Source organism: Ilumatobacter fluminis, assembly GCF_004364865.1.
Lineage (GTDB): Bacteria > Actinomycetota > Acidimicrobiia > Acidimicrobiales > Ilumatobacteraceae > Ilumatobacter > Ilumatobacter fluminis.
On the sequence record NZ_SOAU01000001.1, the window covers coordinates 497,772 to 524,489 of the forward strand.

Genomic DNA, 26,718 nt, shown 5'->3' on the forward strand with positions numbered 1-26,718 from the left:
AGCGATGGGGATGTACGCACTCAGACGGATCGGTCAAGGCCTGTTCGTCGTATTCGCGGCGACGGTGGTCGTGTTCTTGCTGACACGATGGTTCACCGACCCCGTCGACTTCATCCTTCCTCTCGAGGCCACCGAAGCCGAACGAGCGGCCCGAGAAGCCGAACTCGGTTTCGACCGGTCCATCCCCGAGCAGTTCGTCGCCTACATGGGCGACCTGCTTCGAGGAGACTTCGGAGAGTCGCTCTGGCAGCCCGGGCGGTCGACGATGGACATCGTGGCTCAGACGTTGCCCAAGACGCTCCTCCTCGTGGGCGCCGGAATGTTTCTCGCCATCGCCCTGGCGCTACCGCTCGGGATGTTCGCCGCGCTCAAGCCCGGCAGCGTGCTCGATCGCACGCTGGTGACGCTCAGCCTTGCTGGTCTGTCCATGCCGCAGTTCTTCGTGGGACTGATGCTGATCATCATCTTCGCCGTTCAACTGCAATGGCTTCCCGTCGGCGGCTACGGCGGACTCGAGCATCTCATCCTGCCGGCGATCGCACTGGCCTTGCCCGCACTCGGCCGGCTGACGATGGTGGTGCGATCCGCCATGATCGACGAACTGAACAGCCAGTACGTGAAAGCTGCTCGCGCCAAAGGTATGGCTCGCAAGTCGGTCGTCGCGAAGCACGCCCTCCGCAACGCCGGCATTCAGGTACTGACCATGTCGGGCTGGGAGATCACCCGAGCGCTCGCCGGCTTCACGGTCGTCGTGGAGAAAGTCTTCGCGTGGCCCGGCTTCGGGCTGTTCGCCCTCGAGGCGATCACGCGGCGCGACCTCTTCCTCCTCTCCACGATCGTGCTCGTCGCATCGGTGCTCGTGGTCGTGGTCAACGTCATCGTCGACATTCTCTACAAGTGGATCGATCCGAGGATCACACTGTCATGACCATCTCCAATCCGCGTCCCGACGCCGGCGCTGCGAACGAGCGCGAGATCACGTCGCCCGAGCATCACGACCTCGAGTCGGTCGCCGGCGACGAGACTGCCCACACCGGGCTCACCCACCACGACCGCGCCGGGCGCGTGGTCCGCATCAAGCGACTGACGAGCGAGCTCTGGCACGACAAAGCGGGCTTCTTCGGCGCCATCTTCCTCATCGTCCTGGTCTTCGTCGCTGTCTTCGCACCGCTCCTCGCTCCCCACGACCCCCACGACCAGAACCTCGTCAACAGGCTGGCACCTCCCGGATTCATGGACGGCGGGTCGTGGGAGTACCCGCTCGGTACCGACAGCCTCGGGCGCGACGTGCTCTCTCGGCTGATGTACGGCGCACGGATCTCGCTGCTCGTCGGCCTCTCCGTCGTCGCGATCGCCGGAATCGTCGGCGTCGCACTCGGGCTCATCGCCGGCTACAAGGGCGGGAGGATCGACCGCATCGTGATGCGAACGGTCGACACGCAGATCGCGTTCCCCGGGCTGCTCATCGCCATCTTGCTCGCCTCGCTGCTCGGCCCGAGTGTGAAGACGGTTGTCATCGTGTTGTCGATCAACGGCTGGATGATCTACGCCCGGATGAGCCGAAGCGTGGTGCTCTCCGTCAAAGAAACGGCGTACGTCGAAGCAGCGGAGATCATCGGTTGTCGTCAACGGCGAGTGATGTTCAAGCACATCCTTCCGAATCTCGCTGCCCCGCTGAGCACCCTCGCCGTACTCGAGTTCGCCCGCATCGTCCTTGCCGAGGCGGCACTGTCCTATCTCGGCGTCGGGGTGAAGCGCACCGACGTGTCGTGGGGACTCGACGTCGCGGCAGGACAGGATGCGATCTTCAACTCGTGGTGGCTCGTCGTCATGCCCGGCCTCGCCATCTCTCTGACAGTGCTGTCGGTCAACCTGGTCGCCAGTTGGCTTCGCATCATCTCGGACCCATCCGAACGTGAGAAGCGCTTCGCCAGCGTCGCAGGAAGGCGGATGCGACGCAACAAGGCGCGCGTCAAGCGCGACGCCATTACCACCGGACGAATCGCGGAGGCGCGCTGATGTCGGCTACTACCTCGCTCTCGGCCGAGTCGGCCAACGTCGAGCCCGGGAACAGCCTGCTCCAGGTCTCCGACCTCGAGGTGCAGTTCCACGTGCGCCGCGGCGTCATCCGGGCCGTGCGCGACATCAACTTCTGCATCGGACGCGGTGAGGTGCTCGGCCTCGTCGGCGAGTCCGGCTCCGGCAAATCGGTGACGTCGCAGGCGGTGATGGGGCTGACCGAGCTACCGGGCTTCATCACCGGCGGGGACGTGCTGTGGAAAGGCGACTACCTCGTCAAGGACGGCCGGACCACGAGCGCCCTCAAGAAGGTGCGCGGCAAAGAAATTTCGATGGTCTTCCAGGACCCGATGACCTCGCTCAACCCGCTCTTCACGATCGGTGATCAGCTCAGCGAGGTGACCCGACGGCACCTCGGAATGAACAAGAAGCAATCCCGATCGCGCGCCCTCGAGATGCTCGATCTCGTCGGGATCGCGAACCCGAAGCGGCGACTCGAGCAACGACCGAGCGAGCTGTCCGGTGGCATGCGCCAGCGAGTGCTGATCGCGATGGCGCTGCTCTGTGAGCCCGAACTACTGGTCGCCGACGAACCCACGACCGCACTCGATGTCACCATCCAGGCGCAGATCCTCGAACTGCTGTCTCGCCTCCAATCCGAGCTCGGCCTCTCGATCCTGCTGATCACCCACGACCTCGGTGTCGTGGCCGGCATGTGTGACCGGGTAGCCGTCATGTACGGAGGTCGCATCGGAGAAGTCGGGCCTGCCGATGACATCTTCGCCTCACCCCACCACCCGTACACGGCCGGCCTGCTCAACTCGACTCCCCGACTCGACGAGGCGCAACATCGCCTCGTGTCGATCCCCGGAGCACCACCCGATCTGGTCAGGCCGCCCGCTGGATGCCCGTTCGCCGCTCGGTGCACGGACTCCGATGACACCTGTGTCGATCAGCTCCCTGAGCTGATCGACGTCTCCGAAGGGAGGAGCGTTGCCTGCTGGCACCCCATCGATCTCACCTGAGGCGCAACACCTCGACGATGCCTCAGCAGACTCGGGGCCGATCATCGAGGTCGACCGGCTCTCCATCCACTTCCCGCTCGCACCCACGGGGTTCTTCCACCGTGAGCGCAAGGTGGTGCATGCCGTCGACGACGTCTCGTTCCACATCGCCAAGGGCGAAACCCTCGGGCTCGTCGGCGAGTCCGGGTCGGGAAAGACGACGACGGGCCGGGCCCTTCTTCGCCGTCTGACCCCCGCAGCCGGGACCATCAAGTTCCGTGGTCGGGACATCACGACCACCGACGGTGAAGCGCTCCGTCACCTGCGCCGGCACATGCAGTTGGTGTTCCAAGACCCGTACGCGAGCTTGAACCCCCGGATGACCGTCGGCGAACTCGTCGCGGAGCCGCTCATGGTGCATGGGATCGTCAACAAGATGGGCGACGCCCGAGACCGAGTGTCGGCGCTCCTCGAACGATGCGGACTTCCCTCCGACTCCATCGATCGTCACCCACACGCGTTCAGCGGCGGCCAACGGCAACGCGTGGGAATCGCTCGCGCCCTGGCTCTCCAACCCGATTTCATCGTCGCCGACGAACCCGTGTCGGCGCTCGATGTGTCGGTCCGTGCCCAGGTCGTCAACCTGCTCCAGGATCTTCAAGATGAGCTCGGGCTGACCTACCTGTTCATCGCGCACGACCTGTCGGTGGTTCGGCACATCTCTCACCGGATCGCCATCATGTACTCGGGCAAGCTGGTCGAGATCGCCGACTGCGAGTCGATCTACGAGCGACCGGTGCACCCCTACACCGAGGCGCTCCTATCGAGCGTTCCGATCCCCGATCCGCCGGCGCAGCGAGCGCGACAGCGAATCGTGTTGGAGGGCGAGATCCCCGATCCGGTGGATCCGCCGCCTGGCTGCCGATTTGCTTCACGGTGCCCGCTCGTCGAAGCGAAGTGCCGCGAGGAGACCCCGCCCCTGACGTCGCGCGGCGAGGGGCATCTCGCCGCCTGCTGGGTGCGCTGACGACCCACCGAGCAGTGTCCCCCGTACTCGATCGGGCGGTGACGTTCACCGTCGACGCCCACACGCGCCCAGAGGAGAACAACGAATGAGTGGCTGGGAAGCCTTGCTACTGGTCGTCGGCGGATTGTTCGCCGGTGGCATCAACGCCGTTGCGGGCGGCGGCTCGACCTTGACGGTCCCGCTGCTCGTGCTCGCCGGGGTGCCCGGCAACGCTGCGAACGGTTCGAACCGCGTCGGCATTCTGACCTCGAACCTCGCCGCTGCAGCGTCATTCCGCAAGCTCGGCGTCCAGGGGCTTGCACACTCCGGCAAGGTGCTGCTGCCGGTCTTGTGCGGGTCGCTCGCTGGCTCGCTGCTCATCAGCCGGGTGACCGACGGGGCGTTCGAGACCATCTTCGGGCTGCTGATGGTGCCCCTCATCATCTTGTCGGTGCGGAAGCCGAAGGCCCGGACCGACCTCGAACCGTGGTCACCCACCACGACGGCGATCGTCTTCTTCTTCATCGGCTGCTATGGGGGTGCGATCCAAGCCGGTGTCGGCCTCGTTCTGCTGGCTGCTCTGACGCGTGCGGGCTTCGATCTCGTGACGGCGAACAACATCAAGGTGATCGTCACCTTCGCAGTCACCGCCGTCGCCCTCCCCGTGTTCATCGTGCAGGGCCAGATCGCATGGGGTCCTGCACTCGTGCTGGCGTCCGGCTTCACCGTCGGCGGCTGGCTGGGAGCACGTGTCGCGGTCTCCGGAGGTGAGCGTCTGATCCGAGGCGTCATGATCGTCGCCGCGCTGGTGCTTGCCGGCGGACTACTCGGGCTGTACTGACATGCTCGCCTGCTCCCACGCCGACCGCGACCAGACATGACGCCGTTCGAGTTCGCACTGGCAGCGACGGCCCTCCTCATCGGGGCGTGCATTCAAGGCTCCCTCGGATTCGGTCTCGGACTCGTCGGTGCTCCGATGCTCGTCATCATCGACCCAACCTTGGTGCCGTCGGTCGTACTCGCCGTCGGTACGCCGCTGACCTATCTCGTCGCATACCGAGAGAGGAAGGCGCTCGACGTCCGGCCCGTGTCATGGGCGATCGGCGGACGGATCCCCGGAACCGTTCTCGGGACCATGGCTGTCGTCGCCTTCGGCACGTCGACACTCGCTGCACTCTTCGCCGGATCGGTCCTCCTCGCAGTCGTGCTGAGCGTCATCGGTCTCTCGGTCGAGCCGTCGCGAGGCAGTCTGCTCACGGCAGGATTCTTCTCAGGGCTGATGGGAACTGCGACCTCGGTCGGCGGCCCGCCGATGGCGCTGCTCTTCCAGCGGCGTGAGGGGCCCGAACTCCGTGCATCGCTTGCAGCGTTCATGGCCTTCGGTGCCACGCTGTCGATCGCCGTACTCGCGATCGCCGGTCAGTTCGAGGGGCGCCACGTCAAGGTCACACTCGCGCTCGCGCCCGCAGTCCTCTCGGGGTTCGTGCTCAGCTCGTGGACCAATCGCTTCCTCGACCGTGGTCACACGCGACAAGCCGTCCTGGTCTTCGCCACGCTCTCGGCGCTGTCGATCCTCGTGCGTCAGGTGTGGTGACCGTCGGGCGTTCCCCCCGAACGACGATCCTTCGCTTCGAACTCAGCGAGATCGGCGATCACTCCGGACATGTGCTCCAAAGCGCGCTCTCGAGCGGCGACTGAGTCGCGCTCCGCCACGGCATCTCGAATCCTTCGGTGCTCGTCCCAACTCAGCATGCTGCGGTGGTCCGAAAGCACCGAGAACACCAACTCGGTCTGCTGCCGAAGGGGGCGTACGGTCTGAGCGATGTACGAGTTCCCCGACGCTCGCTCGATCGCCAAGTGGAACTCCCGATGATGGCCGGCCGCCGTGACGACATCGCCCGCCTTCGATGCAGCAGCGCCAGCGCTGATGCACCGATCGAGCTGCGCGACGACATCGTCGTCGCGCCGCTCGGCTGCGAGTTCCGCGGCGTAACCCTCCAGTACGGCGCGCAGTTCCAGCAGATTCCGAAGATCCGCTGCGTCGATCTCCGACACGTAGGCACCTCGTCGAGGAACCACGGTCACGAGCCCCGTCGACTCGAGCGCACGGATTGCTTCACGTACGGGGTTCCTCGAGACGCCGAGCGACTCGGCGAGCCTGTCTTCGTAGAGGCGGGTGCCCGGTTCGAGGTCGCCGCGCAGGATCTGCCCTGCGATCTCGTCGGCAACGACCTCGCGAAGCGTGCGATGTTGAGCCCCGACACTCATGTCGCTGTGAAACAAATGGCCGACATGGCCCCATTATGTCCTCTGTATACGGAGGAGCGCGTGGATAATCGTCGTTCGGTGAGAACGGTGCGGTTGGACATCACCGGGCTGAGGCTTGTATCGATCCTCCCCACCGGGTGCGGCCTGCCAGGTCCTTTGTTGAGGGCGGCGGGAGTATTGGCCGACTGGATCACGGCACCCGCCGCTGCCCACCGGAGTTGACAGCCAACGGTACGGTCCTGCCGATGTCCACCCAGCAGCGATCCTCCGCAACGAGAATCTGTGACCACATACCCCTCAGGGATGTCCAACGTCATGGACATCGACATGGACACGGTTCTTCTACCAGGGGTTTTATCGGTGTGGGACTCGCTGGCGGACTGGACATAGTGATGCCCCCGCCACTCAGTGAAAGTCCCGGCCCAGCGGCCGGGACTTTCCCGTTTTCCCGGGTCTCCAGGTCGTGTCGCCGGTGAGCTGGCCCTGTGCGGTGCGGAACGCCGCAGCAGGGAAAGCTGCGCCTCTCGTGCAGTTCCTCTAGGTTGGCTCGTGTTGATGGAACGGAGCGATCGGTGCGAGCGAGGTCGAAGCTCGTGAGACTCGGTGGTGAGGGCCGTTTCGACTGGGGGCGGCAAACGTTGTGGGTCGGGCTGCTCGCACTTGCGTTCTTCGTCGGGGCGGTCGTGTGGCAGTACACCTCGGGACCCTCAAACGGTCAGGAGGTGTTCCATGTGACGCGGGGTGCCGGTTCGGTGGTCGACGACGTTTCCCTCGACCGGCTGCTCGGCGGAGTTGCAGCGCTTCCGGCCGATGCCGGCGTCGTGGCGTACTGCGTGAACGGCTGGTACTGGGCGACCGACGTCATCGCCGACACGAACGTGGTCGTGGCATCGGCAGATCGCTACTACAACGCAGCCCAAGCAGTCGTGGACGGGTCGTTCGACCGAGAACTGGTGGTTGCGGTGGAGGACCAGGTCTTCAGGAACGAGCTCATCAGGCCCCAGCTCGAGGATCTCTCTGGTGGCCTACGGTCCCGATACGGCGACGAGTCGCTCGCTGCCTACCTGGTTGCTGTCAACGGACCCGCGAGCGAGGCAACACTTCGGCGCTTCATCGTGTACGCAGCCTCTGAGTCGACGTCGCAGCAGCGGCTGCAGTTCATCGACTTGGCCCACCGTGACCGAGACGCAATTCGACGGTTCATGAACGAGCTCGGTGGTCGCTCCGTCGTGAGGGTGGCAGCGGTCCCCGAAACAGTTGACGTTTCGCGAGACGCGTGCGCGCCGCTGTTGGCTGGACCGGCCGATGAGCCACCGGGCCGTCCCATCAGGTAGGTGCGACGGGCATACGATCGGTGTGAATGGGACCGCTGACAACTCGAGTCGCCTGCGAAGGGTTGTCTTGAGATGCGTCGAATCCGTCGGCAACGCCGGGCAGCGCTCGGCTGGGCTGTGGCCGTGGTGTGCGTCAGCGGCTGCGGTGGGGCGAGTCGGGCGGCGAGGATCGACGAGCTCGCCTCGTATTACTCGGAGCGGGGTGGCGGTGATCCAGCCTGTATCGCTGAGGCGCTCGACGACGTGTCCGATGACGGCATCGAGGTCCGGCTTCGCTCGTTCCGAGGTGAGCGCGTCAATGCCGTCCAGTCCACGGATGAGGACCGGGTGTTTCTCGGGCGACTCGAGCTGTGCATGGAGCAGGCCGAGGCGACGAGCCCGGGTCGATGAGCGCGGGTCGCGACACGGTCGGGTTCGTTTCGCGGCCTGTGTGGGGGAGGGTGTCGGTGATCGTCGCGGTCGTTGTCTGGTTGGCGGGGGTCTCGATCGGCAATAGGCCGGGAACGGGCGCGCTGGCGTTCGTGTCGGCAGTGGCCGTCTATCTGTTGTGCTACGTGGTGCGTCGGCCGCGGGTGGTCGTGCGTCGTGGGCCTGAGGTGGAGGTCTGGTCGAGGTGGGTGCGGCGTCGCAAGCTGTCGGCAGCGCCGGTGAAGGACGCCGAGTACTCGTTGGGTCGTCCGGCATGGGTTCGTGTTCGCGGCGAGCGGATCTTCGTGTCGTCGGCTTGGGTCGGTCGCGAACTCGCAGCCAGGCCGTGAGCAGACACACCAGACCGACCGATCTGCAGCTCCACGCGTCTTCAGCAGACGCACGGTTGCGGGGTTGGAACCTGGTCCAAGCCAACGGGAGTGATCAGTATGCGACTCGTGTCGGGCGTCGGGACCTGGCGGCTTCGTAGCATGCCTCGACGACCGCTACCGACCGCAGGTAGTCATCGCCCTCAGCCTCGAACGCGGTCCCGTCCCGACGACACTTCAGGAAGTGGGCTTGCAGAGCGTGTACCGAATCCCCCGCGAACCCAATCCGTGGGGGATTCGGAAGCAGGACAGTGGCATCCTCACCCAACGCTTTCCACATGACCTGGCCATCACCGGGAAGTTGGAAGTGCCCTCGCTCGGCGTCGATGCGCGCGGTGCCGAAGGTGTACCTCGGATCGGGTGTACCGGCATCGGGCTCGTTGTAACGACTGGCGTCGAGGACTGCGGTCGCCCCGTCGACGAACTCGAGCACGACGATGGCCTCGTCCTCGCCGGCGATGGCTGCGTTGCGTCGATGGGTGATGGCGTGAACTGTCTCGACCTCGCCGAGGAGGAACCGAAAGGTGTCCACGAGGTGGATGCCGGTTTCGTGGAGCAGAAGCCGGGGCATGAATCGAAAGTACGGTTGCCGCTCGACGTAGGCGTCAGGCTGCCATCCATCGCCAGTTCGAAGTCGGAACGATGCGCCAAAGAGTCGGCCGGTCGTGCCGTCATCGCTCAGCGACTTGATCGCTCGATACCACGGCTGCCATCGCCAGTTCTCATGGACCATGAACCTCACTGGGAGGCTTCCGAGTGCTTCGACGAGTTGCACTGCCTCGTCCCACGAAGGTGCCAGGGGTTTCTGAACGATCACGTCGATGTTGCGTTGTGCTGCAGCCAGAGCGATCTCGGCGTGGGTCTCCGGAGGGGTGACGATGTCGAGCACGTCGGGCCGGACGGTGTTCAGGAGCTGTTCCAACGAAGCGAAGGTCGGAATCGATGTCCCCGATACCAATCGGCTTGCTCGGTCGCGATCGGGGTCGAGGATCCCGCATACCTCAACGCCATCGAGCCGCTGCCATCCGTCGAGGTGGTAGGCCGAGAAGTATCCGGCGCCGGCGATTGCGACCTTCGTGGTCATCGACGTTCCTCCAGTAGCTGCACCACCTCAGCCAACGTGTCGTCTCCGCCGACGTTGCCGGGGAAGACGACGGTCGTCAGTCCGGGCCATCGGGCGCCGACGTCGGAGACCCAGACGGGTACGCCGGGAACGATCGGGCCGTGCACGCGCCCTCGCCGGATGCCGAGCACCTCGGTTGCCAGACGGTGCGATGTGATCCCGCCCTTGGTGACGACGTATGACGGGCGGATCCGGTCAACGATCGAGTCGACGCTGCGGCACACTCCGTCGGCAACGAGCGATGCGGTAGCAACGGGGTCGCGACCGTCGAGGCGCGTACGCGACGTGGAGACCGTCACCGACCGCCCCTGTGCGATCAACTTGACGGCGCGCTCTGCCACCGTCGAGGCTGCTGTACTTGCGCCCTGGACGAGTTCTGCAGCGTCGATCTCGAGATGTGTCGTCCTGCGGGTCGCTGTGAGCTTGTCGAGCTGACGGGTCGTGAGCGGGACGTGCGATCCGACGACGACAAGTCCCCCGTGGTTGTTGGCCGCCCTCGGCGGAAGCACTGGCGCTGCCGGCTCCAGGCCGGCAAGACCCGGGAGGGCGCTTGCCGCGGTTCGAAGCACATAGCGATCCGACGATGCCTGAGCGCGGCGGAGGCCCGCGATGACGACGCGCGCATCGCGATAGTCGGCCGAGTCGACGACGACGACCGAGCCGTCGGGGCAGCCCTGCAGAACGTCGGCGACCCCACTTGGTCCGCCGACTCGGATCGTCCGGAGGGTGCACCGTACGACGTCGTCCGGCTGCACCGCGTTGTGGAACTTCTCCGAGACCCAGCGGGTCAGTTCCGAGGTGTTGTAGCCAAACGCGGCGTCCCGGGCGAATGCCGTGTCGGCGACGGGGATCAGTCGTCCGGCGTCGACGACGTAGTGCACCCCATCGACGGTGATGCGTCCGGCCTCGAAGAAGAACGGAACGAACACGATCACGGCGTTGGGACGGTTAGCGCCCTCCGCCAGCGCAACTGGTTCGGTGGGAAAGTGTCCCCGCAGCGTCGAGTCGCAGCGGCTGACGAGATCGAGTGGCCGTCGGTGTCGTGCCGCCGCATCGGCGGCCAATCGCCCGATCTGTCGATTGACGTCCCGGGCGTTGGTCACGTTCATCGCCCTCGAGTTCGTGAGCACGAAGTTGAGATCGGTTTGTTGCTGCACGAGCCACTCGATGTCGTCGGCATCGGTGCTCGTGACGATCGACGCGCCGGCGGTGGTCTGAGTGCCGGTCGGATCGTCATCGACGACGATGATCAGGCGGCGATCTTCGTCCTGGCGAGATCGGAGCCACTGGAGGGGATCAGGGTGAAGATGGGCGCCGAGATCGAGGTCCCCCAACTGCGTCATCGCCGAGAGATCAGCTCGATGACCGCAGACGTCAGCCCGTTGTCGAGGAACACTGCTCGTCTGCCCAATGTCGCTTCGTGCGGAAGCTGCGACGCGGGTTCGAGTGGCATCGAACCTTCATCGAACACAGCGTCGAAGTCGTCGACCTCGAAGCACAGGTGGTGGAGACCGGCGCCGTGCTGTTCGATCCAGGTCATCAGTGGATGGTTCTCGACGAGTGGCTCGACGAGTTGAAGCTCGGTGGCGCCGAGATCGAGGTGCGTGAGGCGGATCGTTCGATTCTGGACCACTTCGCTGAACAACTCCGGCAGACCGATCAGATCTCGCCAGATCGCGAGGGCATCGTCGGTGTCGGGAACGACGAGCGCCACGTGGTCGAGCCGACCCCACGGGGGTCCAGCGCTCATCGTTCGCACCTGTGCCCGACGGTGTCAATCGAGCGGAGAATCGCTTCCGTGATGAGTTGACAGTTGGCGTTTCCCCCGACTTCGACGGAACGTAGGTCCCCGGGGCGGAAGGCCTCGTCGACTGCCTGCTCGATGAGAACAGCCGATTGCGTGAGCGCTGCGTCGTCGTGACGTTGTCCGAGCCACTCGAGCATCATCGCCGCCGACAGGATCATCGCGGTCGGGTTGGCAAGGCCGTGTCCGGCGATGTCGGGCGCCGTGCCATGGCATGGCTGGAAGACGGCGTGGTGGGTCCCAATGTCGGCCGACGGTGCCATGCCGAGTCCACCGATGAGGCCCGCGCCGAGGTCGGACAAGATGTCGCCGAACAGGTTCTCGGTGACGATGACGTCGAACTCCCACGGGCGGCGGACCAGTTCGAGCGCCATCGCGTCTACGTAGCGACAGTCGGAGTGAACGTCAGGAAACTCACCGGCGATGGACTCGAAGATCTCCCGGAAGAAGGCGAAGGTGCCGAGGACGTTCGCCTTGTCGACCAGTGTGACCCGGGGCTGCCGGTCGATGTGTCGCCGTCGAGTCGCAGCGAGTTGAAACGCCGCCCGCACCACTCGCTCGCACCCCGAACGGGTCATGACGACCTCGTTCTTCGCCCAGGTACCGTCGCTCGCAAACTCCGTGCGTTCACGGCCGGCGAACAGTCCCTCGGTCGATTCGCGAATCAACACCGAGTCGAGGCCGTGTGCCCGAGGGTCGGACAGCGGGCCGGGTACTCCGGGGATCGAGCGGATCGGGCGCACACCGGCGAACAGATCGAGCCGTTCGCGGAGCTCGATTTGAGGTGCTACTTCTCGGCCGTCCGGGTACCGGACCGACGGTAGACCCATGGCTGCCAGCAACGTGGCATCGGCCGACCGGGTTGCCGCCAGCGTCTCGTCGGGGAGTGCAACTCCCGCATCGAGGAAGGTGTGCGCGCCCGCGTCGTGGCGTTGAAGATCGAGTTCGAAGGCACCCGAGGTGTCTTGTATCCGGGAGAGGACGCGTTCGCAGGCGTCGGTCACCTCAGGGCCGATGCCATCTCCGGCGAGCACCGCCACGGTGTACTTCTTCATAACGTATACATTAAAGTATCCGTTGATGGATGTCGAGCCAGTCGTGGATCTCTCCGAACTCCGCTTCGTCGGGGTGGGGCTGCAGCGGCCCGAGTGCGTAGTGGCGACCAGTGACGGAACGTTGCATGTGTCGGACTGGCGCGGCGGTGTCACCAGGATTGCCGCAGACCGCACCCAGACCACGGTCATCGGCCGTCACGAGGCTGCGCTCCGTCCGAACGGCATCGCCGTCGATGTGGACGGGTCATACCTCATCGCGCACCTCGGGGACGACACCGGTGGCGTCTTTCGGCTGCATCCTGACGGACGCGTCGAGGCTGTGGTCGACGAGGTCGACGGACGGCCGCTGCCGCCGACGAACTTCGTCCACTTCGGACCGGATGGCCGAGTCTGGGTCACCGTCAGCACCCGACGGAGACCTCGCCAATCGGCCTATCGGAGCGATGTCGCCGACGGGTTCATCGTCCAACTGGCTGACGGCGTTGCGACCATCGTCGCCGACGACCTTGGTTACACCAACGAAGCCAGGGTTGATCCAACCGAACAGTACCTCTACGTCAACGAGACCTTCGCCCGGCGGCTCTCACGGTTCCCCATCACTCCCACCGGTCTGGGAACTCGCGAGACCATCGCACGTTTCGGCGAAGGAACATACCCCGACGGGCTCGAGTTCGATCAGCGCGGAGGAATCTGGGTCACGTCGATCATCAGCAATCGCCTGCTCAGGATCGATGCGGAAGGCGAGGTCGAGTGCGTGCTCGCTGATGCTGACCCAGCCGAGGTCGAAGAAGTGGAGCGACGATACGTCGCGAACGAACTCACGTCGGAGGATCTCAACGCTGCGCGCGGGACTATCCTCGCCAACATTTCCAGCCTTGCGTTCGGCGGGCCGGACCGCCGGCAGGTCTACCTCGGATGTCTCGGTGGCGAGCGACTGGCGACGTTCCGCTCTCCCTATCCGGGTCCTGCGTCGTGGTAGGCCGGAGAGGTTGAAAGGTGTGGATGGAACGATGACCGCAACAGAACGTGCGTACAGCGAGATCAAGAGGCGGATCATGGATATGACGCTTGCGCCGAACGAGCACGTTCTCGAGGCAGAGCTAGCGCAGGATCTTGGCGTCAGCAGAACACCGATTCGCGAAGCCGTTCTCATGCTTCGCTCTGACGGGCTGGTCGACATCGTCCCGCGTCGCGGAGTGCGCATCCGTCCGGTCTCGGCGGACCAACTCGAAGGCATCTACGACGTCCTTGCGCTGCTCGAGGCGCGCGCTGCCGAACTCGCCGCGACCCGACAGTCGTCGGCGCGTATCGCGGCGCTCGATTCGGCCGTCGCGTCGATGAGCAGCGCGCTGCGAGAGCGCGACCTCGATGGCTGGGAGGGAGCCGACGACGACTTCCACCGACTGCTCGTCGAGGCCTCCGAGAACGACTACCTCGTGGCGGCGGCTCGGACATCGGTTGACCGGGTGCGGCGAGCTCGTCGTATGACGATGCGGCTGCGACCGCTCCCGACCGAATCGGTCCGGGATCACGCCGAGTTGGTCGCCCTCATTCGAGCAGGGAGGGCTGCAGACGCCTTCGCGTCCCATCTCGCTCACCGTCGGCGTGCCGCTGAGCTGCTCGTGACGCTGCTCCGTGAGAATCGACTCGTGGTGTAGCCCAGCCCGTGCTGAGTGCCTCGGCGTCTGGGCCGACTGGTCGCAGGTCAGCTCAGCGGATGGCCGGGTAGGTGCATGACCTCACGCATCCGAGTGGTCCCGTCCGAGATGAACAAACCGGACATGTGGGCTTTCCATCGAGGACGGATCGGTGCCTCCCGCTGGCCTCGGATCGAGGCTTCGGCATCGCTGGATTCGTAGTAGCCGAAGGCAAGGTTGCCATGTACGAAGATCGAGTAGTTCCGAATGCCGACGTCAGCGAGCGACTCGGCCATCTCTGGCCAGATCTCGGTGTGCTTTCGTGCGTACTCGTCGACTCGATCGGGATGGAGCGTGCCTGTCCAAGCAACTCGTTCAACGCTCATCGGTGCTCGTCCCCGTCCTGCGTCGAGACTGCTGATCCGCTCGAGGAAGGCAACGAGATCACGAAGTCGTCGTCGGTGTCGCGTTGCCAGGTCCGGAGCCTCGCAAGAAGGTCGTCGATGACGTCCTCGTTGTCGTCGTCGACGACGTTCCGGGTCTCCTGCGGGTCGGTTTCGAGATCGTACAACTCTGCCTCGCCCGTCGCGTAGAGGCTCAACTTCCACCGACCTCGGCGGATCGTGCGCGCTCCTACGGACTCCGGTTGATCGTTGGGAGCAAGATCCCACAGTCGCAGTGGTTCGGGGCTGCCGGCCTGTGGAACGCGTGCGATCCCGTCCCAATCGTGCCACTCGATGACGACCGTCGCATCGTCTGGAGCTGAGTCTCCCTTCTCGATCAATGGGCGAAGGCTCTTGCCCTCCATGTGTTCGGGAATCGGAAGACCCACCAGATCCAACACTGTGGGCGTGATGTCGACGAGGCTCGTCGGTGTGGTGATCCGGCGAGGCTCCGCGCCGGGGGCCCTGATGATGAGCGGCACCCGAACGGCACGCTCGAACTGAACGCTCTTGCACACCAATCGAAGCTGGCCCATCATGTCGCCGTGATCGCTGGTGAAGACAACGATGGTGTTGTCGGCCAATCCGGTCGCCGTCAGGTGGTCGAGAATCTTGCCGGTGTAGGTATCGATGAGTGAACACATCCCCAGGTAGCGGGCGATCAGTTCCTTCCAACCGCGCTCATCGTTGGTATCGACATAGGGGTTCCGCGTTGCGAAGTACTCGCGCAGGAGCCGATAGTGCTGAGGGACCGTGTCGTCCATCTCCGCGTACCAGGATGCCGGCAGCTCGATGTCGTCCGGGTCGTATCGGCCGTCGTAGGGGCTGGAGAACGGGAAGTGCGGTTCCAGATAGTTGACGGAGAGAACGAAGGGCTCGTCGTGATGCTCGTCCAGGAAGTTGATCGTCTGCTCGGCCATGAACGCTGGCTTGCTGACCTCTTCGGGCAGCTTCGTGACGGTGTCACGCGAGAAGACGGGCAAGCCGAACTTGCCGACGTCGGTCGGTTCATACCCCTTGGTGACGAGCCACTCGTGGTACTTGCTGTTGCCTTCGGACACGTCGGCGTCGTGAGCGGTGTACACGTCCTCGGTGCTGGCCCAGAAGTCGTCGAAACCGCGCTGTGGCCGAAGTTCGAATCCGAGGTGCCATTTGCCGACGTAGCCGCCGACGTACCCCTCGTCTCGGAGTATCTCGGCGAGCGTCGGAACGTCGGCGTCGAGCACGTCGTTGCAGTGGACGATGCCGTGGCTGTGCGGGTACATCCCGGTGAGTACCGATGCCCTACTCGGGCTACAGACCGGTTGGGTGCAATAGGCCTGCTCGAACATCGCGCCTGTTGAAGCGAGTTCGTCGAGGTGCGGCGTCTTCACCGGCGACCTGCCAGACGCTCCGATGGCCTCGTTGTGCTGTTGGTCAGTCCAGATGATCAGGACGTTCGGACGAGTGGTCATCGTGTTCCCTTCAGGTTCGAGCATCGCCACGGTGCGGCGATCCGTCGGAGCTCGGGGGTCTCAGCGTCATGGAACGCGTCCTGAACTGAGCTTGTCCCACAAAGCGCCGGTGTTGTGTCGTTGGACGAACTGCATCATGTGCTCCTGGCCGATATCGACCGGGCACCGATCGGCGAAGCTGATCTGATCGACTGCCTCGTCACGCGACCATCCACGTGTGACGGCTGCCCTCACGGTCTCGACCCACTCCTCGAGTACGGAGCGCTGGTCGTCGATCGCTTGACGATCCGCGACCTGCCCATGGCCCGGTACCAGAACGTCGAAGTCGAGCTGGCGAATGCGATCGAGCGACTCGAGCCATTGCGTGACGTTCGAGTTCATCAGCCAGGTTTGACAGCCAACGAACACCGAGTCTCCGGTGAAGACGACCCCCTCGCTCGGCACATGAACGGCAATCTGGCCGGGCGTGTGTCCAGGAGTGTGGACGAGGTCGAATGTCGTGTCTCCCACCGAAAGCCTGAGGTCGCCGTTGAACACCACGTCGCCGTCGTTCGGATCGGCGAAGTATGCCGCCCGGTCAGGTAGGAGCGCCAGGCCTTCGGGGTCATCTTCGGCCACGGCAGAAGCGGCATAGTCGAAGGAATCGAGCGAGGGCGTCGTTTCCATGTAGTTGTCGTGGACGCCACGATGATGAACCACGGCGCCCGAGCCACGGAAGTAGTAGTTGCCGAAGATGTGATCGACATGGTGTTCGGTATTGATGATGTACCGGAGATCGCCGAGTGACTCGGCATGGCGCCGAAGCTGGAGTGCTTTGGTCGGCAGTTGCGGAGTGTCCACGACGACGACACCACTCGACGTCGCCACGATGGCCGGATTGCATCCTCGCATGGTGGTGATGGCCCAGGCGTGAGGCGAGACTTGCCGCAGATCGAGTTGAATCATCAGCCCAGTGTCACATCGTCGATGACCAGCGGCCGAACGTTGGCGAACTCGTGCGCCCCGACGGTTCCGAGCTCTCGTCCGTAGCCCGACCGGCGGACACCGCCAAAAGGCAGGCGAGCATCGGACGCGACCGCTCGATTGATGAAGAGTGCGCCGCTTTGGACGCGTCGGCCGACGCTCAGCGCTCGTTCGACGTCGCTTGACCAGATGCTGGCTGCGAGCCCGTACGGTGTGTCGTTCGCGAGCTCGACGGCGCGGTCGTCATGGTCGACGACTGCGATGATCGCGGCTGGGCCGAATGTCTCCTCCGCCATCGCCGGCATCAAGCGGTCTCGTTCACCACCGGACAAGACAATCGGTTGTTGCCACCAACCAGGTCGGTCCGAGGGGTCGGTCTGTCCGACGAGCATCTCGGCACCCAAGTCGACGGATCGAAGAACCTGGCTGCAAAGCGCATCTCGGAGGTCGTCACGTGCCATGGGCCCGAGGTCGCTGGCTTCGTCGAAAGGATCTCCGACTCGCAACGCCGACACTGACTCGACGAAGCGAGTTGTGAACTCGTCGGCGATCCGCTTGTGGACGATGAATCGCTTGGCGGCAAGACAGCTTTGCCCGCAGTTACCGAATCTCGACGCAACGGCAGCGCTGACGGCCTGCTCGAGGTCGCAGTCGTCGAGCACGACGAATGGATCCGACCCGCCGAGCTCGAGAACGGACTTCTTCACGGCCCTGCCGGCAACCGCCGCTACGGCAGCTCCGGCAGGGGTGCTTCCGGTGAAGGTGACGGCACCGATCGCATCGTGATTGATCAGGCGTTCGACTGTGGTCGGAACGACTGCGGGGTCGACGACCAGCGCTCGCGCGATCCCTTCCATCTCGGCCTCGATCATGGCAGTCTCGATCGCGAGAGCGCAGCCCGTTGTGTTGGGGGCGTGTTTGATCAGCACGCCGTTGCCGACGAGCAGGGCCGGGACCGCGAAGCGAATGACCTGCCAGAACGGGAAGTTCCAGGGCATGATCGCCAGGATCGTGCCGAGCGGTTCCAGTCGGATCTGGTTCCGGCTGCCCGGGCCCTCGGCGTCGTGCGGGGTGAATATCTCTTCGGCGTGTTCGACGTAGTAGCGGCACGTCGCCACGCATTTGTCGATCTCAGCGAGCGACTCGACGAGTCGCTTCCCCATTTCTGTCGTGATCAGGGTGGCGAACTCGACGCGGCGTCGCTCCAGAACGTTTGCGAGTTCGGCCAGGCGATCGACGCGTGCTCGCAGCGATCGCCGGGCCCAGTCCGGTTGGGCAGCCGCGACAGTCTCGAGTGACAGCGAGATCGCTCGATCGTCCATGCTCCCATAGCTCGCCAATGGGTCGCCGGTCGCCGGGTTGACGGTGACGATGTCGGTCATGGCGCTTTCAGCGTGCATCTGCCAGCCGCTCCTGCCGCTCGTGCGCGGACATGAGGCTGCGTCACGCCGGGGCCGAGCGATCTCGAACGACCTCGATCGGGACCGGCGTCCCGGAAGGCTTGGCGCCAACGGTGTTGGTCAGTACTCCGAGTTGCGGTGACCGCAACTCGATGAGGTCTCCGGGTTGTAGCCAGCGATCGAGTTCGATGCCCGATCCACCTGCCATGGTGCCTGAGCCCAGAATCTCGCCGGGATGCAGTGTTTGATCACGAGAGGCGTATGCAATGAGTTCTCCGAACGAGAAGCGCATGTTGGCGGTCGAGTCCGCGCCCCAACGTTGGCCGTTCACAACGACTTCGGCCTCGATCTGGCCGGCGTCGACTTCGTCGACTGTGACGATGTAGGGCCCAAGGATGTTGGAGCCGTCCCAGTCCTTTGCCTTTGCGGGACCCATTCCGACTGGGAGCTCCCGAGTCTGCACGTCGCGCGCCGAGAAGTCGTTCCACAGGGTGAAGCCGAAGACGTGGTCGAGCCCCTCCGCTGCCGAGATGTTGCGGCCTGGCCGGCCGATGATCGCTGCGATCTCGAGTTCGTGATCGAGTCGGTCGGAGTAGGACGGCCACGGGATGACGGTGTCCGGGCCGATGACCGTCGACGGGATGCCCTTGTAATAGGCCGGTACGGTGAACCATTCGTCGGGGATGTCCTTCCCGAGGCCGGCGAACGCGTTGCGAAGGTGTCCTTCGAAGGTCAGGAAGTCTCGAAGAACGGGTGGGCGGAGCGGGGCGACCAGCTGCGCATTCGGTACGAGGCGTTCGTGGCCCTGCGGCGCACCGCTCGCGATGAACGACACCATGTCGCCATCGAAACCGAGGTCGATCACGTCGGTGCCGTCGAGGCGGCCAACAAGCACGTCGGTGGTTTCGGAGGTTACATAAGAGACGTACTTCATCTGCTTCCTGCAGGTCGAGGCGCTCGCGCCGTCGTCGATCATCGACGATGATTGAATAGATCATCTATGATGTCAGCCAGCTCGGTAGTCGTCAAGTCTCGCCGCGATGCGATGAGTTCTCGTCGATCATCGATCATCTTGTATTGTGTGTGAACGCACCGAACGAAGGAGTCATCATGAGCAGCAACCAGATCGTCGTGCTCGCAACGTTCACCCCGAAATCGGGGGCTGAACAAGAGGTCGAGGACGTCTTGAGAGGGATGATCCAGCCCACGCGGTCCGAGGGCGGCAACGAGATGTATGACCTGTGCCGGTCATCGTCCAACGGTCGCCAGCAGTTCCACCTCGTGGAGCGGTACCGGGATCAGAGCGCACTCGAGGATCATCGACAGACCGACCACTACCGCAGCTACCGCGCTGCGATCCCCGAGCTACTCGACGAGGACATCTCGGTCGTCGTCATGGATGCATTGGACGTGGTATGACGTTGACGACGACCTCTGGGTCCTGGCCTCGCCGACGAGGTGCGCGTACCGCTTCGACGGCGCAACGGGTCCCACTTCTTCGAAGGGTGTAGCTGATGGCCGAACTCGCACGAACCGTCTTTCGGGACCAGATCAAGAATGTCTTGCTCGAGCGTATTCTCGACGGCACCTACCAGCCCGGCGACCGTCTCGTCGAAAGTCGGTTGGCGAAGGAGTTCGGTGTCAGTCCGGCCCCGATTCGCGAAGCGCTCCGCGATCTCGAAGGCATTCGCATGGTCGAATCCGAGCCGTACCGCGGGGTGCGGGTGCGGGAGGTCACGGTCGACGAACTCATCGAGATCTATCCCGTCCGCGCCGCGCTTGAGGAGGTTGCTGGACGCGAGGCCACCCGGCGAAGCAGTCCCGAGTTCATCGAGGCGTTGCGGGGTGAACTCGATGCCATGCGAAGAGCCGCGGCGGCCGGTGACGCACAGGCCCACATGACCCACGATGTCGCGTTTCACGAGCACATCATCCGGCAGGCCGGCAACTCGATTCTGTACGAGGTGTGGGCGAGCCTTCGACCGGAAGCGCGCACCCTGGTGAGCCAGGTCCGAACCTCGAGCGACCTTGACGCAATCGCCGAAACCCATGTCGATGTTCTCAAAGCCATCGAGTCGGGCGACGCCGATGAGGCATCGCAGGTTCTGCGGCGGCACATCGAGCACTTTGGCACGGTGATCGCCGCCGCCGTGAGCGGAACAGCCCCCCACGTTCCACCGTCGTGACCGATCTCGAACCGACCGTGGTCGACTCCCACTGCCATGTTTGGCAACGCTGGCCGTACGAGCCCCCGGTGCCGGATCCGCTCGATCGCGCCGTCGCCGCGCAACTCATCTACGAGATGGACGCTCACGGCGTCTCAGCAGCAACGATCGTCTCTGCAAACATCGGCGGAAACGACGACAACAACGCCTACGTCGCCGAGGCCGTCGCCGACCACCCCGGCAGGCTGTTCCAGCTTGCAGATTTCGATAGCCACTGGTCCTCGACCTACCACGTCGCCGGCGCAGCTCGACGCCTCTCGGACTTGTGTGATCAGCTCGAGCCGGTCGGTATCACTCACTACCTGCAGCGCGAGGACGACGGTTGGTTCACCTCCGACGAGGGGGCATCCGTTTTCGAGGTCGCAACCGAACGAGGTCTGCTCGTGAGTCTGGCAGCGTCGTGGCGGTGGTATCGCTCCTTGCTGTCCGTTTCTGATCGCTTCCCGGCCGTGCCGATTGTGCTGCATCACCTCGGGGGGCTCCGCCCCCATGAACTGGACTATCCAGAACAGCTCGAGGCGTTGCGCCAGCTGGCCGCTCGACCGAACCTCTTCGTCAAGGTATCCGGTTGGCGGTACGCGTCGAGTTCACCGCATGAGTATCCGTATCCGGACGTCATCGACACGCTTCGTTTCCTGTATGAGAGCTTCGGAACGCGGCTGTGCTGGGGCTCGAACTACCCCGTCGAGCGGCCATTCACCACCTACCAGCAGACGATGAATCTTCTCCGGCGGCACGCCGATTTCATCACCGACGCCGATCGTTCGCTGATCCTGGGTGGGACGATGGCGCAGCTCCTCGCTCGCTACGGAACGAACGAGTGACGCCGGCTACGACGACGCCCGAACGAGAGGCCGCCCCGAAGAGATGGGCGATACTCGGCGCCGGCGGCATCTCCGAGCGATTCGCTGGTTGCCTTGCCAGAGTTGACGACGCCCAGCTTCTCGCAGTCGGGTCTCGGCGCCCCGAATCGGTCGCGCAGTTCGCTACAAGGGTCGGAGCGATCAAGGCATACGGTTCCTACGACGAACTCGTCGACGACGACGACATCGACATCGTGTACGTCGGCAACGACCACGTCGACCACGTGCCGACAGCGCTGCTGTGCGTCGAACGGGGCCGGCACCTCCTCGTCGAGAAGCCGCTCGGCGTCCGCCGCGATGACGCCGAACGGTTGTTCACCGCTGCGCGGGACGCTGGCACGTTTGTGATGGAAGCGATGTGGACAAGGTTCCTGCCAGCTCTGCAGGCAGCGCGTCGAGTGGCTCGCAGCGGCCAACTCGGCCGCCTGGTCTCGGCCGAGTTTTCCTTCGGCGCCGTCGTCGATCCGCACAAGAGCCCGCGAATCTTCGATCCCTGGCGTGCCGGTGGTGCGCTGCTCGACCGGGGGATCTACCCAATCTCGATGGCGCACATGCTTCTGGGGCCGGCAACGCAGGTGGTTCACGCGTCATCGCGCATTCGCGATGGCATCGACCTGGAGACGACGGCAACCGTTCGTCACGGTGAGGTACTCGTGCACTACAGGGCTGCGTGCGACACGTCGGTGCCCAACACTGCCACATTGATCGGGGAACGGGCCCGGCTGACCATCCCGGCCGTGCTCATCCGACCGGAGAGGTTCATGATTCGGACCAGCGACGGCACCGAGCAAACGCACGAACACCCGCTCGATGGGCACGGCTTCGAGCACGAAATCCGTGCGGTGCACGAGGCGTTGGACAACGGTTGGCTCGAACATCCCGACTGGAAACATGCTGACACGCTCGACACACACGCTGTCATGGACGAGATCCGTCGCAGAACCGGTCTGAGATTTCCGTTCGAGCCCAATGAGCCGAGAGGCACCGAGCAGCTCCGCGCCCCCGAGTGACTAGGCGACTATCGATCATCCAGTCGCGTGATGAGGGAACTCGTGTCCCACCGCTTGCCGCCAGCTCCAAGAACGTCTTGATAGAACTGGTTCACGAGCGCCGTGACCGGGAGTCTCGCACCGAGCCGGTCGGCCTCGGTGAGGCAGATCGCGAGATCCTTGCGCATCCACTCGACCGCGAATCCGAAGTCGAACTCACGTGCCGCCATTGTGGCCGCGCGATTCTCCATCTGCCAGCTTGCGGCTGCACCCTTACCGATGACGGCGACGACCTCGTCGACGTCGAGACCCGCTCGCTGTGCGAACGCGATGCCCTCACTGAGCCCCTGCAGCAGACCGGCGATGCAGATCTGATTGACCATCTTCGTCGTCTGGCCAGCCCCCGACGGACCAAGGAGGCGACACTCGCGTGCATAGGACGCAATTATCGGCCGAGCTGCCTCGAAAGAGCTGCGATCGTCTGCACCGCACATGACGGTCAGAATTCCCGCCTCAGCGCCGGCTTGCCCGCCCGACACCGGTGCGTCGACGAAACCGATCGAAGCTGCCGTGGCCGCATCGGACAGTTCGCGAGCGACGGAGGCCGACGCTGTCGTGTGATCGACGAGCACGGCGCCATCTTTCATCGTCGACAGCACTCCTTCAGGTCCGAGGGCCACCTCTCGCACGTCGTTGTCGTTGCCGACACACATCATCACCAAGTCGGCAGACTCCGATGCCGCCGCCGGAGTGAGCTCTCGTCGGTGCCCGAACTCCGCCACCCAGGCGTCGGCCTTTTCGGTGGTGCGATTGAAAACGGTGACTTCGTGTCCGGCTCGGACGAGATGGCCGGCCATCGGGCCGCCCATCACTCCGAGTCCGATGAACGCAACGTGTGCCATAGCTCTCCTTGGTTTGTCGTGCCGCGACCGGCGTGGGTTACAGGAACGGGCTTGCGGTCGCCCGGCGCCGATGTTAACTTAATCGGTGACCGATCATCGATGAAAGATTAAAGACGGGTACAGATGCCTGTCGCGATGAACGGCTCTCGAGGGGAGAGGGGAAGCCCGATCATGATTGCGACTACACGTCGACGGTCTCGCTTGGCAGCTATCGCTGTGGTTGCGGGGTTGGCGCTCAGCGCCTGTGGCGGCGACGACGCCGACGAGGCGGATTCCGACAACGCAGACAGCGCACCGGCCGAGCCCGCTGACGCGCCGGCAGACACCGAGGCACCGTCGGGCACCGAACCGGATACGGATCAGCCTGCCGAGGAGCCCGCAGGTTCCGAAGCGTTGAGCGGGGAGCTGCGGTGGGCGGTCCGCGAGAATCTTGCGGGGCCGGCGCAGACGATGGTCGATGCGTTCGAGGCGGCCCACCCGGACGTGAACATCGAACTCGAGCAGCTCCCGGCGCCGCCGCCTGAGTACATTCAGCGCTTGGTGACGGCTCGGTTGGGCGAGGATCTTCCCGACCTCATCATGACCGGTGATCAGTACGTGTCGGTGCTTGCCGAGGCAGAAATCACTGCCGACCTTCGGCCGTACCTGGAGAGCAGCGAAGTCCTCGATGTCGACTACTTCGCCCCGAACTTCCTGGACGCCTTCATTCCGAAGACGGGGGCGCACGAAGGCGAGATCATTTCCCTGCCGCAAAGCGCAGACGCAGTCGTCGTCTTCTACAACAAGGACCACTTCGACGAGGTCGGACTCGACTATCCAGCAGATGACTGGACGTACGAGGACTTCGTGGCGGCAGCGGAGGCGCTCTCTACTGACGAACGGTGGGGCGCCTACGAGCGAGCGGACTTCTCGCCACGCTACAACGCGATGACGGTCGCTCTCGGTGGCAGCATTGCAAGCGACGACTATACGGAGGCGCGCCTCGATTCGCCTGAGGCGATCGAGGCCTTCCGAATGATGCTCGAGCCGATGAAGGACGGGCCGTTCGTTCCGCGGGAAGAGATGGCCACGATTCGGTACGACGATGCCTTTATCCAGCAACGGGCGTCCATGTTTACTGGCGTCCGCGCAAACGTTCCGGCCGTGCGAGCAGGCGCGTCCTTCAACTGGGATGTTGCGCCGGCACCAACGGTCGACGGAGTGCGCAAGAGCGGATCAGGCAGCATTGGAATCGGCATGACGCAGGCCGCGAGCAATCCCGACCTCGCCTGGGCGTTCCTCGAATGGTTCTTCTCCGAGGATGGCGGCGTCCCGGTCCTCACCGAGACCTACGCGGTGGTGCCTGCGGTTCCGTCGCTGTTCGACAGCCCCACCTGGCGAGACCTGCCGGCGCCGCCTGGGAACGTCGACGTATTCGTCGAGGCCATCGAGACCGGTCAGCCCAATCCCCGTTTGCCGTACACGGCATGGTCGTCGTACAACGACGCGGTGAACACCGCAATCGACTCGATCCTGCTGGCTGGTGCAAGCTACGAAGATGCGTTTGCAGAAGCCAACCAAACCGCCCAGCAGGCGCTCGACGAAGCGAACGCCGAAGGCTGACGAGAGCTTCGGAGGACGCGTCATCGCTCACTCACCCGCCCCCACGGTGCCGCTGGCCGCCGACGGTGAATCCGGGAGTCCCCCACCCGGGTTCACCGCCGACGGATCCGAAGTCAGCCACCGACGATCTGCTCGCGGTCGGTCACCCGATCGATGGCCTGCCCTGGCCTTTCTGCTGCCGAATCTCACTCTCTTCACCGTCTTCACGCTGCTTCCGGTTGTCGTCGGTGTCGGGTTGAGCTTCTACGAATGGGACTTGATCTCATCCCCGGAGTTCGTGGGCTTGGAGAACTATCGCAGGCTTCTCGACGACGGTGAGGCTCGACATGCGCTGTGGATCACGGCCCTCCTGATTCTCTTCGGGCTGCTCCCGACGATCGTGATCGGTCTCGTCGCAGCGACACTGTTGAACGCGAAGTTCCGTGGCATTCGGTACATCCGCACCCTCTACTACATGCCGATCGTCATCTCGCTGGTCGCCAGCGGTGTGTTGTGGCGCTTCATCTACGAGCCCAATCGTGGACTCTTGAACTGGCTACTCAGCCTGATCGGGATCGACGGCCCGCCATGGCTGAGTTCGACGCGCTGGGCGCTCCCAGCGATCGCCATGGTCCTCGTCTGGCTGGCGATTCCGCTCAGCACGATGCTTTACCTCGCGGCGCTCCAGGGCATCCCCAGCACCGTGCTCGAAGCGGCACGAATCGACGGCGCCGGCTTCGTCGCCATGCTGTGGCACGTGATCTGGCCGATGGTGCGCCCCACGACTGCGCTCGTGTCGCTCGTGACCGTCCTCGGGTTGGCTTTTGGATCGTTCGATCTCATCGCCTCCCTGACGCAAGGCGGGCCGCTCGACAGCACGAACACGTTGATCTACTACATGTACGACACCGCCTTCAACCAGCTCCAAGTCGGGTATGCGAGCGCGCTCGCCGTGTTCAACTTCGTCGCCGTCTTCGGAACCTTGGGCGCCGTCCTTGCCATCGGCAGGAGGCTTGTCAAGTGAGCGTCCGCAACCGAACCCGAAACAGCGTGCACCTTGCGGTCGTGCTCCTCGGCGGCATCGTCATGGCGATTCCGCTGTTGTGGCTGGCCTCGAGTGCATTCAAGTCGACCGAGGAGATCTACTCCTTCCCGCCGGTCTTCGTTCCTACGCCACCACAGTGGAGCAATGTCGCCGATGCCATCGACCTCGTGGGCGTTCGAACGATCGTCAACTCGCTCATCTTCAGCGGCTCGGTCGTCGCGATCCAATGGTTGCTGACCATCGCTGCCGGATTCGCGCTGGCAAAAATGAGGTTCCGTGGTGGCGGGACCATCATTGCTGTCGTCGCCGCATCCATGTTCATCCCAGGTCAAGTGCAGCTGATTCCTATGTACATCGTGGTGCGAGAGATGAACCTGCTGAATACCTATCCAGGCATGATCCTCCCGATCGTGGGCCACGCTGCATTCGGCACGCTGCTGTTTCGGCAGTTCTTCATCAAGCTTCCGGACGGGTTGATCGAGGCCGCCCGTCTCGACGGAGCAGGATGGTGGAAGATCTTCTGGAAGATCGCTGTGCCCTTGAGTGGGCCTGCATCAGCTGCGTACTGCGCCGTGACCTTCCTCAATGCTTGGAACATGTATGTGTGGCCCCTCGTTGTCGCCACCCGCCCGAACCTTCGAGTCCTGCCGCTTGCCATAGCGCCACTCGCGAGCGAAGGGACGATCGTGCCACCCAACATCGCTATGGCGGCGCTGCTGGTCTCGACGGTCCCCGTCTTGATCGCGTTTCTCTTCGCCCAGCGCTACTTCGTCCAGGGACTCAGCGGTACCGGACTCGACTAGATC

28 protein-coding genes and 1 pseudogene are annotated in these 26,718 nt (G+C 64.2%); 17 read left to right on the top strand and 12 right to left on the bottom strand.

Features of this window, described 5'->3' with window-relative positions; all coding sequences use genetic code 11:
- Positions 1-4: 4 nt before the first annotated feature.
- From BDK89_RS02170 to BDK89_RS02195, 6 genes are all read left to right on the top strand, one after another.
- Positions 5-928: an ABC transporter permease gene (locus BDK89_RS02170; RefSeq protein ID WP_133867394.1), complete on the top strand. Its 924-nt coding sequence runs from the start codon at positions 5-7 to the stop codon at positions 926-928.
- Positions 925-2,019 carry an ABC transporter permease gene (locus BDK89_RS02175; RefSeq protein WP_133867395.1) on the top strand — a complete coding sequence of 365 codons (1,095 nt, stop codon included), beginning with the start codon at positions 925-927 and terminating at the stop codon, positions 2,017-2,019. Before BDK89_RS02170 ends, BDK89_RS02175 begins: the two co-directional genes overlap by 4 nt.
- Complete coding sequence (locus BDK89_RS02180) at positions 2,019-3,044, top strand: ABC transporter ATP-binding protein (protein ID WP_133867396.1); 1,026 nt, start codon at positions 2,019-2,021, stop codon at positions 3,042-3,044. The genes BDK89_RS02175 and BDK89_RS02180 overlap by 1 nt, the downstream gene beginning before the upstream one ends.
- Positions 3,034-4,050 (top strand): ABC transporter ATP-binding protein, encoded by a 1,017-nt coding sequence (locus BDK89_RS02185; RefSeq protein WP_133870939.1) that lies wholly within the window; start codon positions 3,034-3,036, stop codon positions 4,048-4,050. The genes BDK89_RS02180 and BDK89_RS02185 overlap by 11 nt, the downstream gene beginning before the upstream one ends.
- A gap of 85 nt (positions 4,051-4,135) precedes the next feature.
- Positions 4,136-4,870 carry a sulfite exporter TauE/SafE family protein gene (locus BDK89_RS02190; protein ID WP_133867397.1) on the top strand — a complete coding sequence of 245 codons (735 nt, stop codon included), beginning with the start codon at positions 4,136-4,138 and terminating at the stop codon, positions 4,868-4,870.
- 36 nt (positions 4,871-4,906) lie between these two features.
- On the top strand, positions 4,907-5,623 hold the full coding sequence (locus tag BDK89_RS02195; RefSeq protein ID WP_133867398.1) for a sulfite exporter TauE/SafE family protein: 717 nt from the start codon (positions 4,907-4,909) through the stop codon (positions 5,621-5,623).
- Here the strand turns inward: BDK89_RS02195 and BDK89_RS02200 are convergent.
- Together BDK89_RS02200 and BDK89_RS22630 are read right to left on the bottom strand one after the other, a co-directional pair.
- Positions 5,611-6,084, bottom strand: coding sequence for a GntR family transcriptional regulator (locus BDK89_RS02200; protein WP_243839073.1), 474 nt, complete (start codon positions 6,082-6,084; stop codon positions 5,611-5,613). The genes BDK89_RS02195 and BDK89_RS02200 overlap by 13 nt on opposite strands.
- Before the next feature lie 9 nt (positions 6,085-6,093).
- Positions 6,094-6,297: pseudogene (locus tag BDK89_RS22630) on the bottom strand (GntR family transcriptional regulator); the annotation flags it as partial.
- A gap of 572 nt (positions 6,298-6,869) precedes the next feature.
- Between BDK89_RS22630 and BDK89_RS02205 the strand changes: the two are divergent.
- Together BDK89_RS02205 and BDK89_RS02210 are read left to right on the top strand one after the other, a co-directional pair.
- Positions 6,870-7,631 carry a hypothetical protein gene (locus tag BDK89_RS02205; protein WP_133867400.1) on the top strand — a complete coding sequence of 254 codons (762 nt, stop codon included), beginning with the start codon at positions 6,870-6,872 and terminating at the stop codon, positions 7,629-7,631.
- Between the two features lie 72 nt (positions 7,632-7,703).
- Positions 7,704-8,021, top strand: a complete 318-nt coding sequence (locus BDK89_RS02210) for a hypothetical protein (RefSeq protein ID WP_133867401.1) — start codon at positions 7,704-7,706, stop codon at positions 8,019-8,021.
- A gap of 462 nt (positions 8,022-8,483) precedes the next feature.
- Here BDK89_RS02210 and BDK89_RS02215 read toward each other — a convergent pair whose 3' ends face one another.
- The 4 genes from BDK89_RS02215 to BDK89_RS02230 are packed head-to-tail and all read right to left on the bottom strand — an operon-like array spanning position 8,484 to position 12,410.
- Entirely contained in the window at positions 8,484-9,512 is a 1,029-nt protein-coding gene (locus BDK89_RS02215; RefSeq protein WP_133867402.1) for a Gfo/Idh/MocA family protein, read from the bottom strand.
- Entirely contained in the window at positions 9,509-10,894 is a 1,386-nt protein-coding gene (locus tag BDK89_RS02220) for a four-carbon acid sugar kinase family protein (RefSeq protein ID WP_133867403.1), read from the bottom strand. Before BDK89_RS02220 ends, BDK89_RS02215 begins: the two co-directional genes overlap by 4 nt.
- On the bottom strand, positions 10,891-11,301 hold the full coding sequence (locus BDK89_RS02225) for a VOC family protein (protein WP_133867404.1): 411 nt from the start codon (positions 11,299-11,301) through the stop codon (positions 10,891-10,893). The genes BDK89_RS02220 and BDK89_RS02225 overlap by 4 nt, the downstream gene beginning before the upstream one ends.
- Positions 11,298-12,410, bottom strand: coding sequence for an isocitrate/isopropylmalate dehydrogenase family protein (locus BDK89_RS02230; protein ID WP_133867405.1), 1,113 nt, complete (start codon positions 12,408-12,410; stop codon positions 11,298-11,300). The genes BDK89_RS02225 and BDK89_RS02230 overlap by 4 nt, the downstream gene beginning before the upstream one ends.
- 25 nt (positions 12,411-12,435) lie before the next feature.
- Here BDK89_RS02230 and BDK89_RS02235 point away from each other — a divergent pair, with 25 nt between their 5' ends.
- Both BDK89_RS02235 and BDK89_RS02240 read left to right on the top strand, forming a co-directional pair.
- Positions 12,436-13,389, top strand: a complete 954-nt coding sequence (locus tag BDK89_RS02235) for an SMP-30/gluconolactonase/LRE family protein (RefSeq protein ID WP_166657319.1) — start codon at positions 12,436-12,438, stop codon at positions 13,387-13,389.
- Positions 13,334-14,068, top strand: a complete 735-nt coding sequence (locus BDK89_RS02240) for a GntR family transcriptional regulator (protein WP_166657320.1) — start codon at positions 13,334-13,336, stop codon at positions 14,066-14,068. The genes BDK89_RS02235 and BDK89_RS02240 overlap by 56 nt, the downstream gene beginning before the upstream one ends.
- A 47-nt stretch (positions 14,069-14,115) precedes the next feature.
- Here BDK89_RS02240 and BDK89_RS02245 read toward each other — a convergent pair whose 3' ends face one another.
- The 5 genes from BDK89_RS02245 to BDK89_RS02265 all read right to left on the bottom strand — a co-directional run bounded on the left by BDK89_RS02245 (position 14,116) and on the right by BDK89_RS02265 (position 19,283).
- Positions 14,116-14,433, bottom strand: a complete 318-nt coding sequence (locus BDK89_RS02245; RefSeq protein WP_133867408.1) for an L-rhamnose mutarotase — start codon at positions 14,431-14,433, stop codon at positions 14,116-14,118.
- Positions 14,430-15,944, bottom strand: coding sequence for a sulfatase-like hydrolase/transferase (locus BDK89_RS02250; protein WP_166657321.1), 1,515 nt, complete (start codon positions 15,942-15,944; stop codon positions 14,430-14,432). The genes BDK89_RS02245 and BDK89_RS02250 overlap by 4 nt, the downstream gene beginning before the upstream one ends.
- A gap of 66 nt (positions 15,945-16,010) precedes the next feature.
- Positions 16,011-16,889 (bottom strand): MBL fold metallo-hydrolase, encoded by an 879-nt coding sequence (locus BDK89_RS02255; protein ID WP_208293931.1) that lies wholly within the window; start codon positions 16,887-16,889, stop codon positions 16,011-16,013.
- Complete coding sequence (locus BDK89_RS02260; RefSeq protein ID WP_133867410.1) at positions 16,889-18,289, bottom strand: aldehyde dehydrogenase family protein; 1,401 nt, start codon at positions 18,287-18,289, stop codon at positions 16,889-16,891. The genes BDK89_RS02255 and BDK89_RS02260 overlap by 1 nt, the downstream gene beginning before the upstream one ends.
- Before the next feature lie 61 nt (positions 18,290-18,350).
- A complete protein-coding gene (locus BDK89_RS02265; protein ID WP_208293932.1) occupies positions 18,351-19,283 on the bottom strand; it encodes a fumarylacetoacetate hydrolase family protein in 933 nt (310 codons plus the stop codon).
- 134 nt (positions 19,284-19,417) lie between these two features.
- Here BDK89_RS02265 and BDK89_RS02270 point away from each other — a divergent pair, with 134 nt between their 5' ends.
- From BDK89_RS02270 to BDK89_RS02285, 4 genes are all read left to right on the top strand, one after another.
- Complete coding sequence (locus tag BDK89_RS02270; protein WP_133867411.1) at positions 19,418-19,726, top strand: putative quinol monooxygenase; 309 nt, start codon at positions 19,418-19,420, stop codon at positions 19,724-19,726.
- Positions 19,727-19,821: 95 nt separating this feature from the next.
- Positions 19,822-20,493, top strand: coding sequence for a GntR family transcriptional regulator (locus tag BDK89_RS02275; RefSeq protein WP_133867412.1), 672 nt, complete (start codon positions 19,822-19,824; stop codon positions 20,491-20,493).
- The gene (locus BDK89_RS02280) at positions 20,490-21,356 is read left to right on the top strand and encodes an amidohydrolase family protein (protein WP_166657322.1); all 867 of its coding nucleotides are present in this window, start codon (positions 20,490-20,492) and stop codon (positions 21,354-21,356) included. Before BDK89_RS02275 ends, BDK89_RS02280 begins: the two co-directional genes overlap by 4 nt.
- Positions 21,353-22,405, top strand: a complete 1,053-nt coding sequence (locus BDK89_RS02285; RefSeq protein ID WP_166657323.1) for a Gfo/Idh/MocA family protein — start codon at positions 21,353-21,355, stop codon at positions 22,403-22,405. The genes BDK89_RS02280 and BDK89_RS02285 overlap by 4 nt, the downstream gene beginning before the upstream one ends.
- Before the next feature lie 8 nt (positions 22,406-22,413).
- Here BDK89_RS02285 and BDK89_RS02290 read toward each other — a convergent pair whose 3' ends face one another.
- On the bottom strand, positions 22,414-23,286 hold the full coding sequence (locus BDK89_RS02290; protein WP_133867415.1) for an NAD(P)-dependent oxidoreductase: 873 nt from the start codon (positions 23,284-23,286) through the stop codon (positions 22,414-22,416).
- Positions 23,287-23,487: 201 nt separating this feature from the next.
- Between BDK89_RS02290 and BDK89_RS02295 the strand changes: the two genes are divergently transcribed.
- From BDK89_RS02295 to BDK89_RS02305, 3 genes are all read left to right on the top strand, one after another.
- A complete protein-coding gene (locus BDK89_RS02295) occupies positions 23,488-24,888 on the top strand; it encodes an ABC transporter substrate-binding protein (protein ID WP_166657324.1) in 1,401 nt (466 codons plus the stop codon).
- Between the two features lie 256 nt (positions 24,889-25,144).
- Positions 25,145-25,891: a carbohydrate ABC transporter permease gene (locus BDK89_RS02300; protein ID WP_166657325.1), complete on the top strand. Its 747-nt coding sequence runs from the start codon at positions 25,145-25,147 to the stop codon at positions 25,889-25,891.
- A complete protein-coding gene (locus BDK89_RS02305; protein ID WP_133867418.1) occupies positions 25,888-26,715 on the top strand; it encodes a carbohydrate ABC transporter permease in 828 nt (275 codons plus the stop codon). Before BDK89_RS02300 ends, BDK89_RS02305 begins: the two co-directional genes overlap by 4 nt.
- The last annotated feature ends 3 nt before the right edge of the window (positions 26,716-26,718 follow it).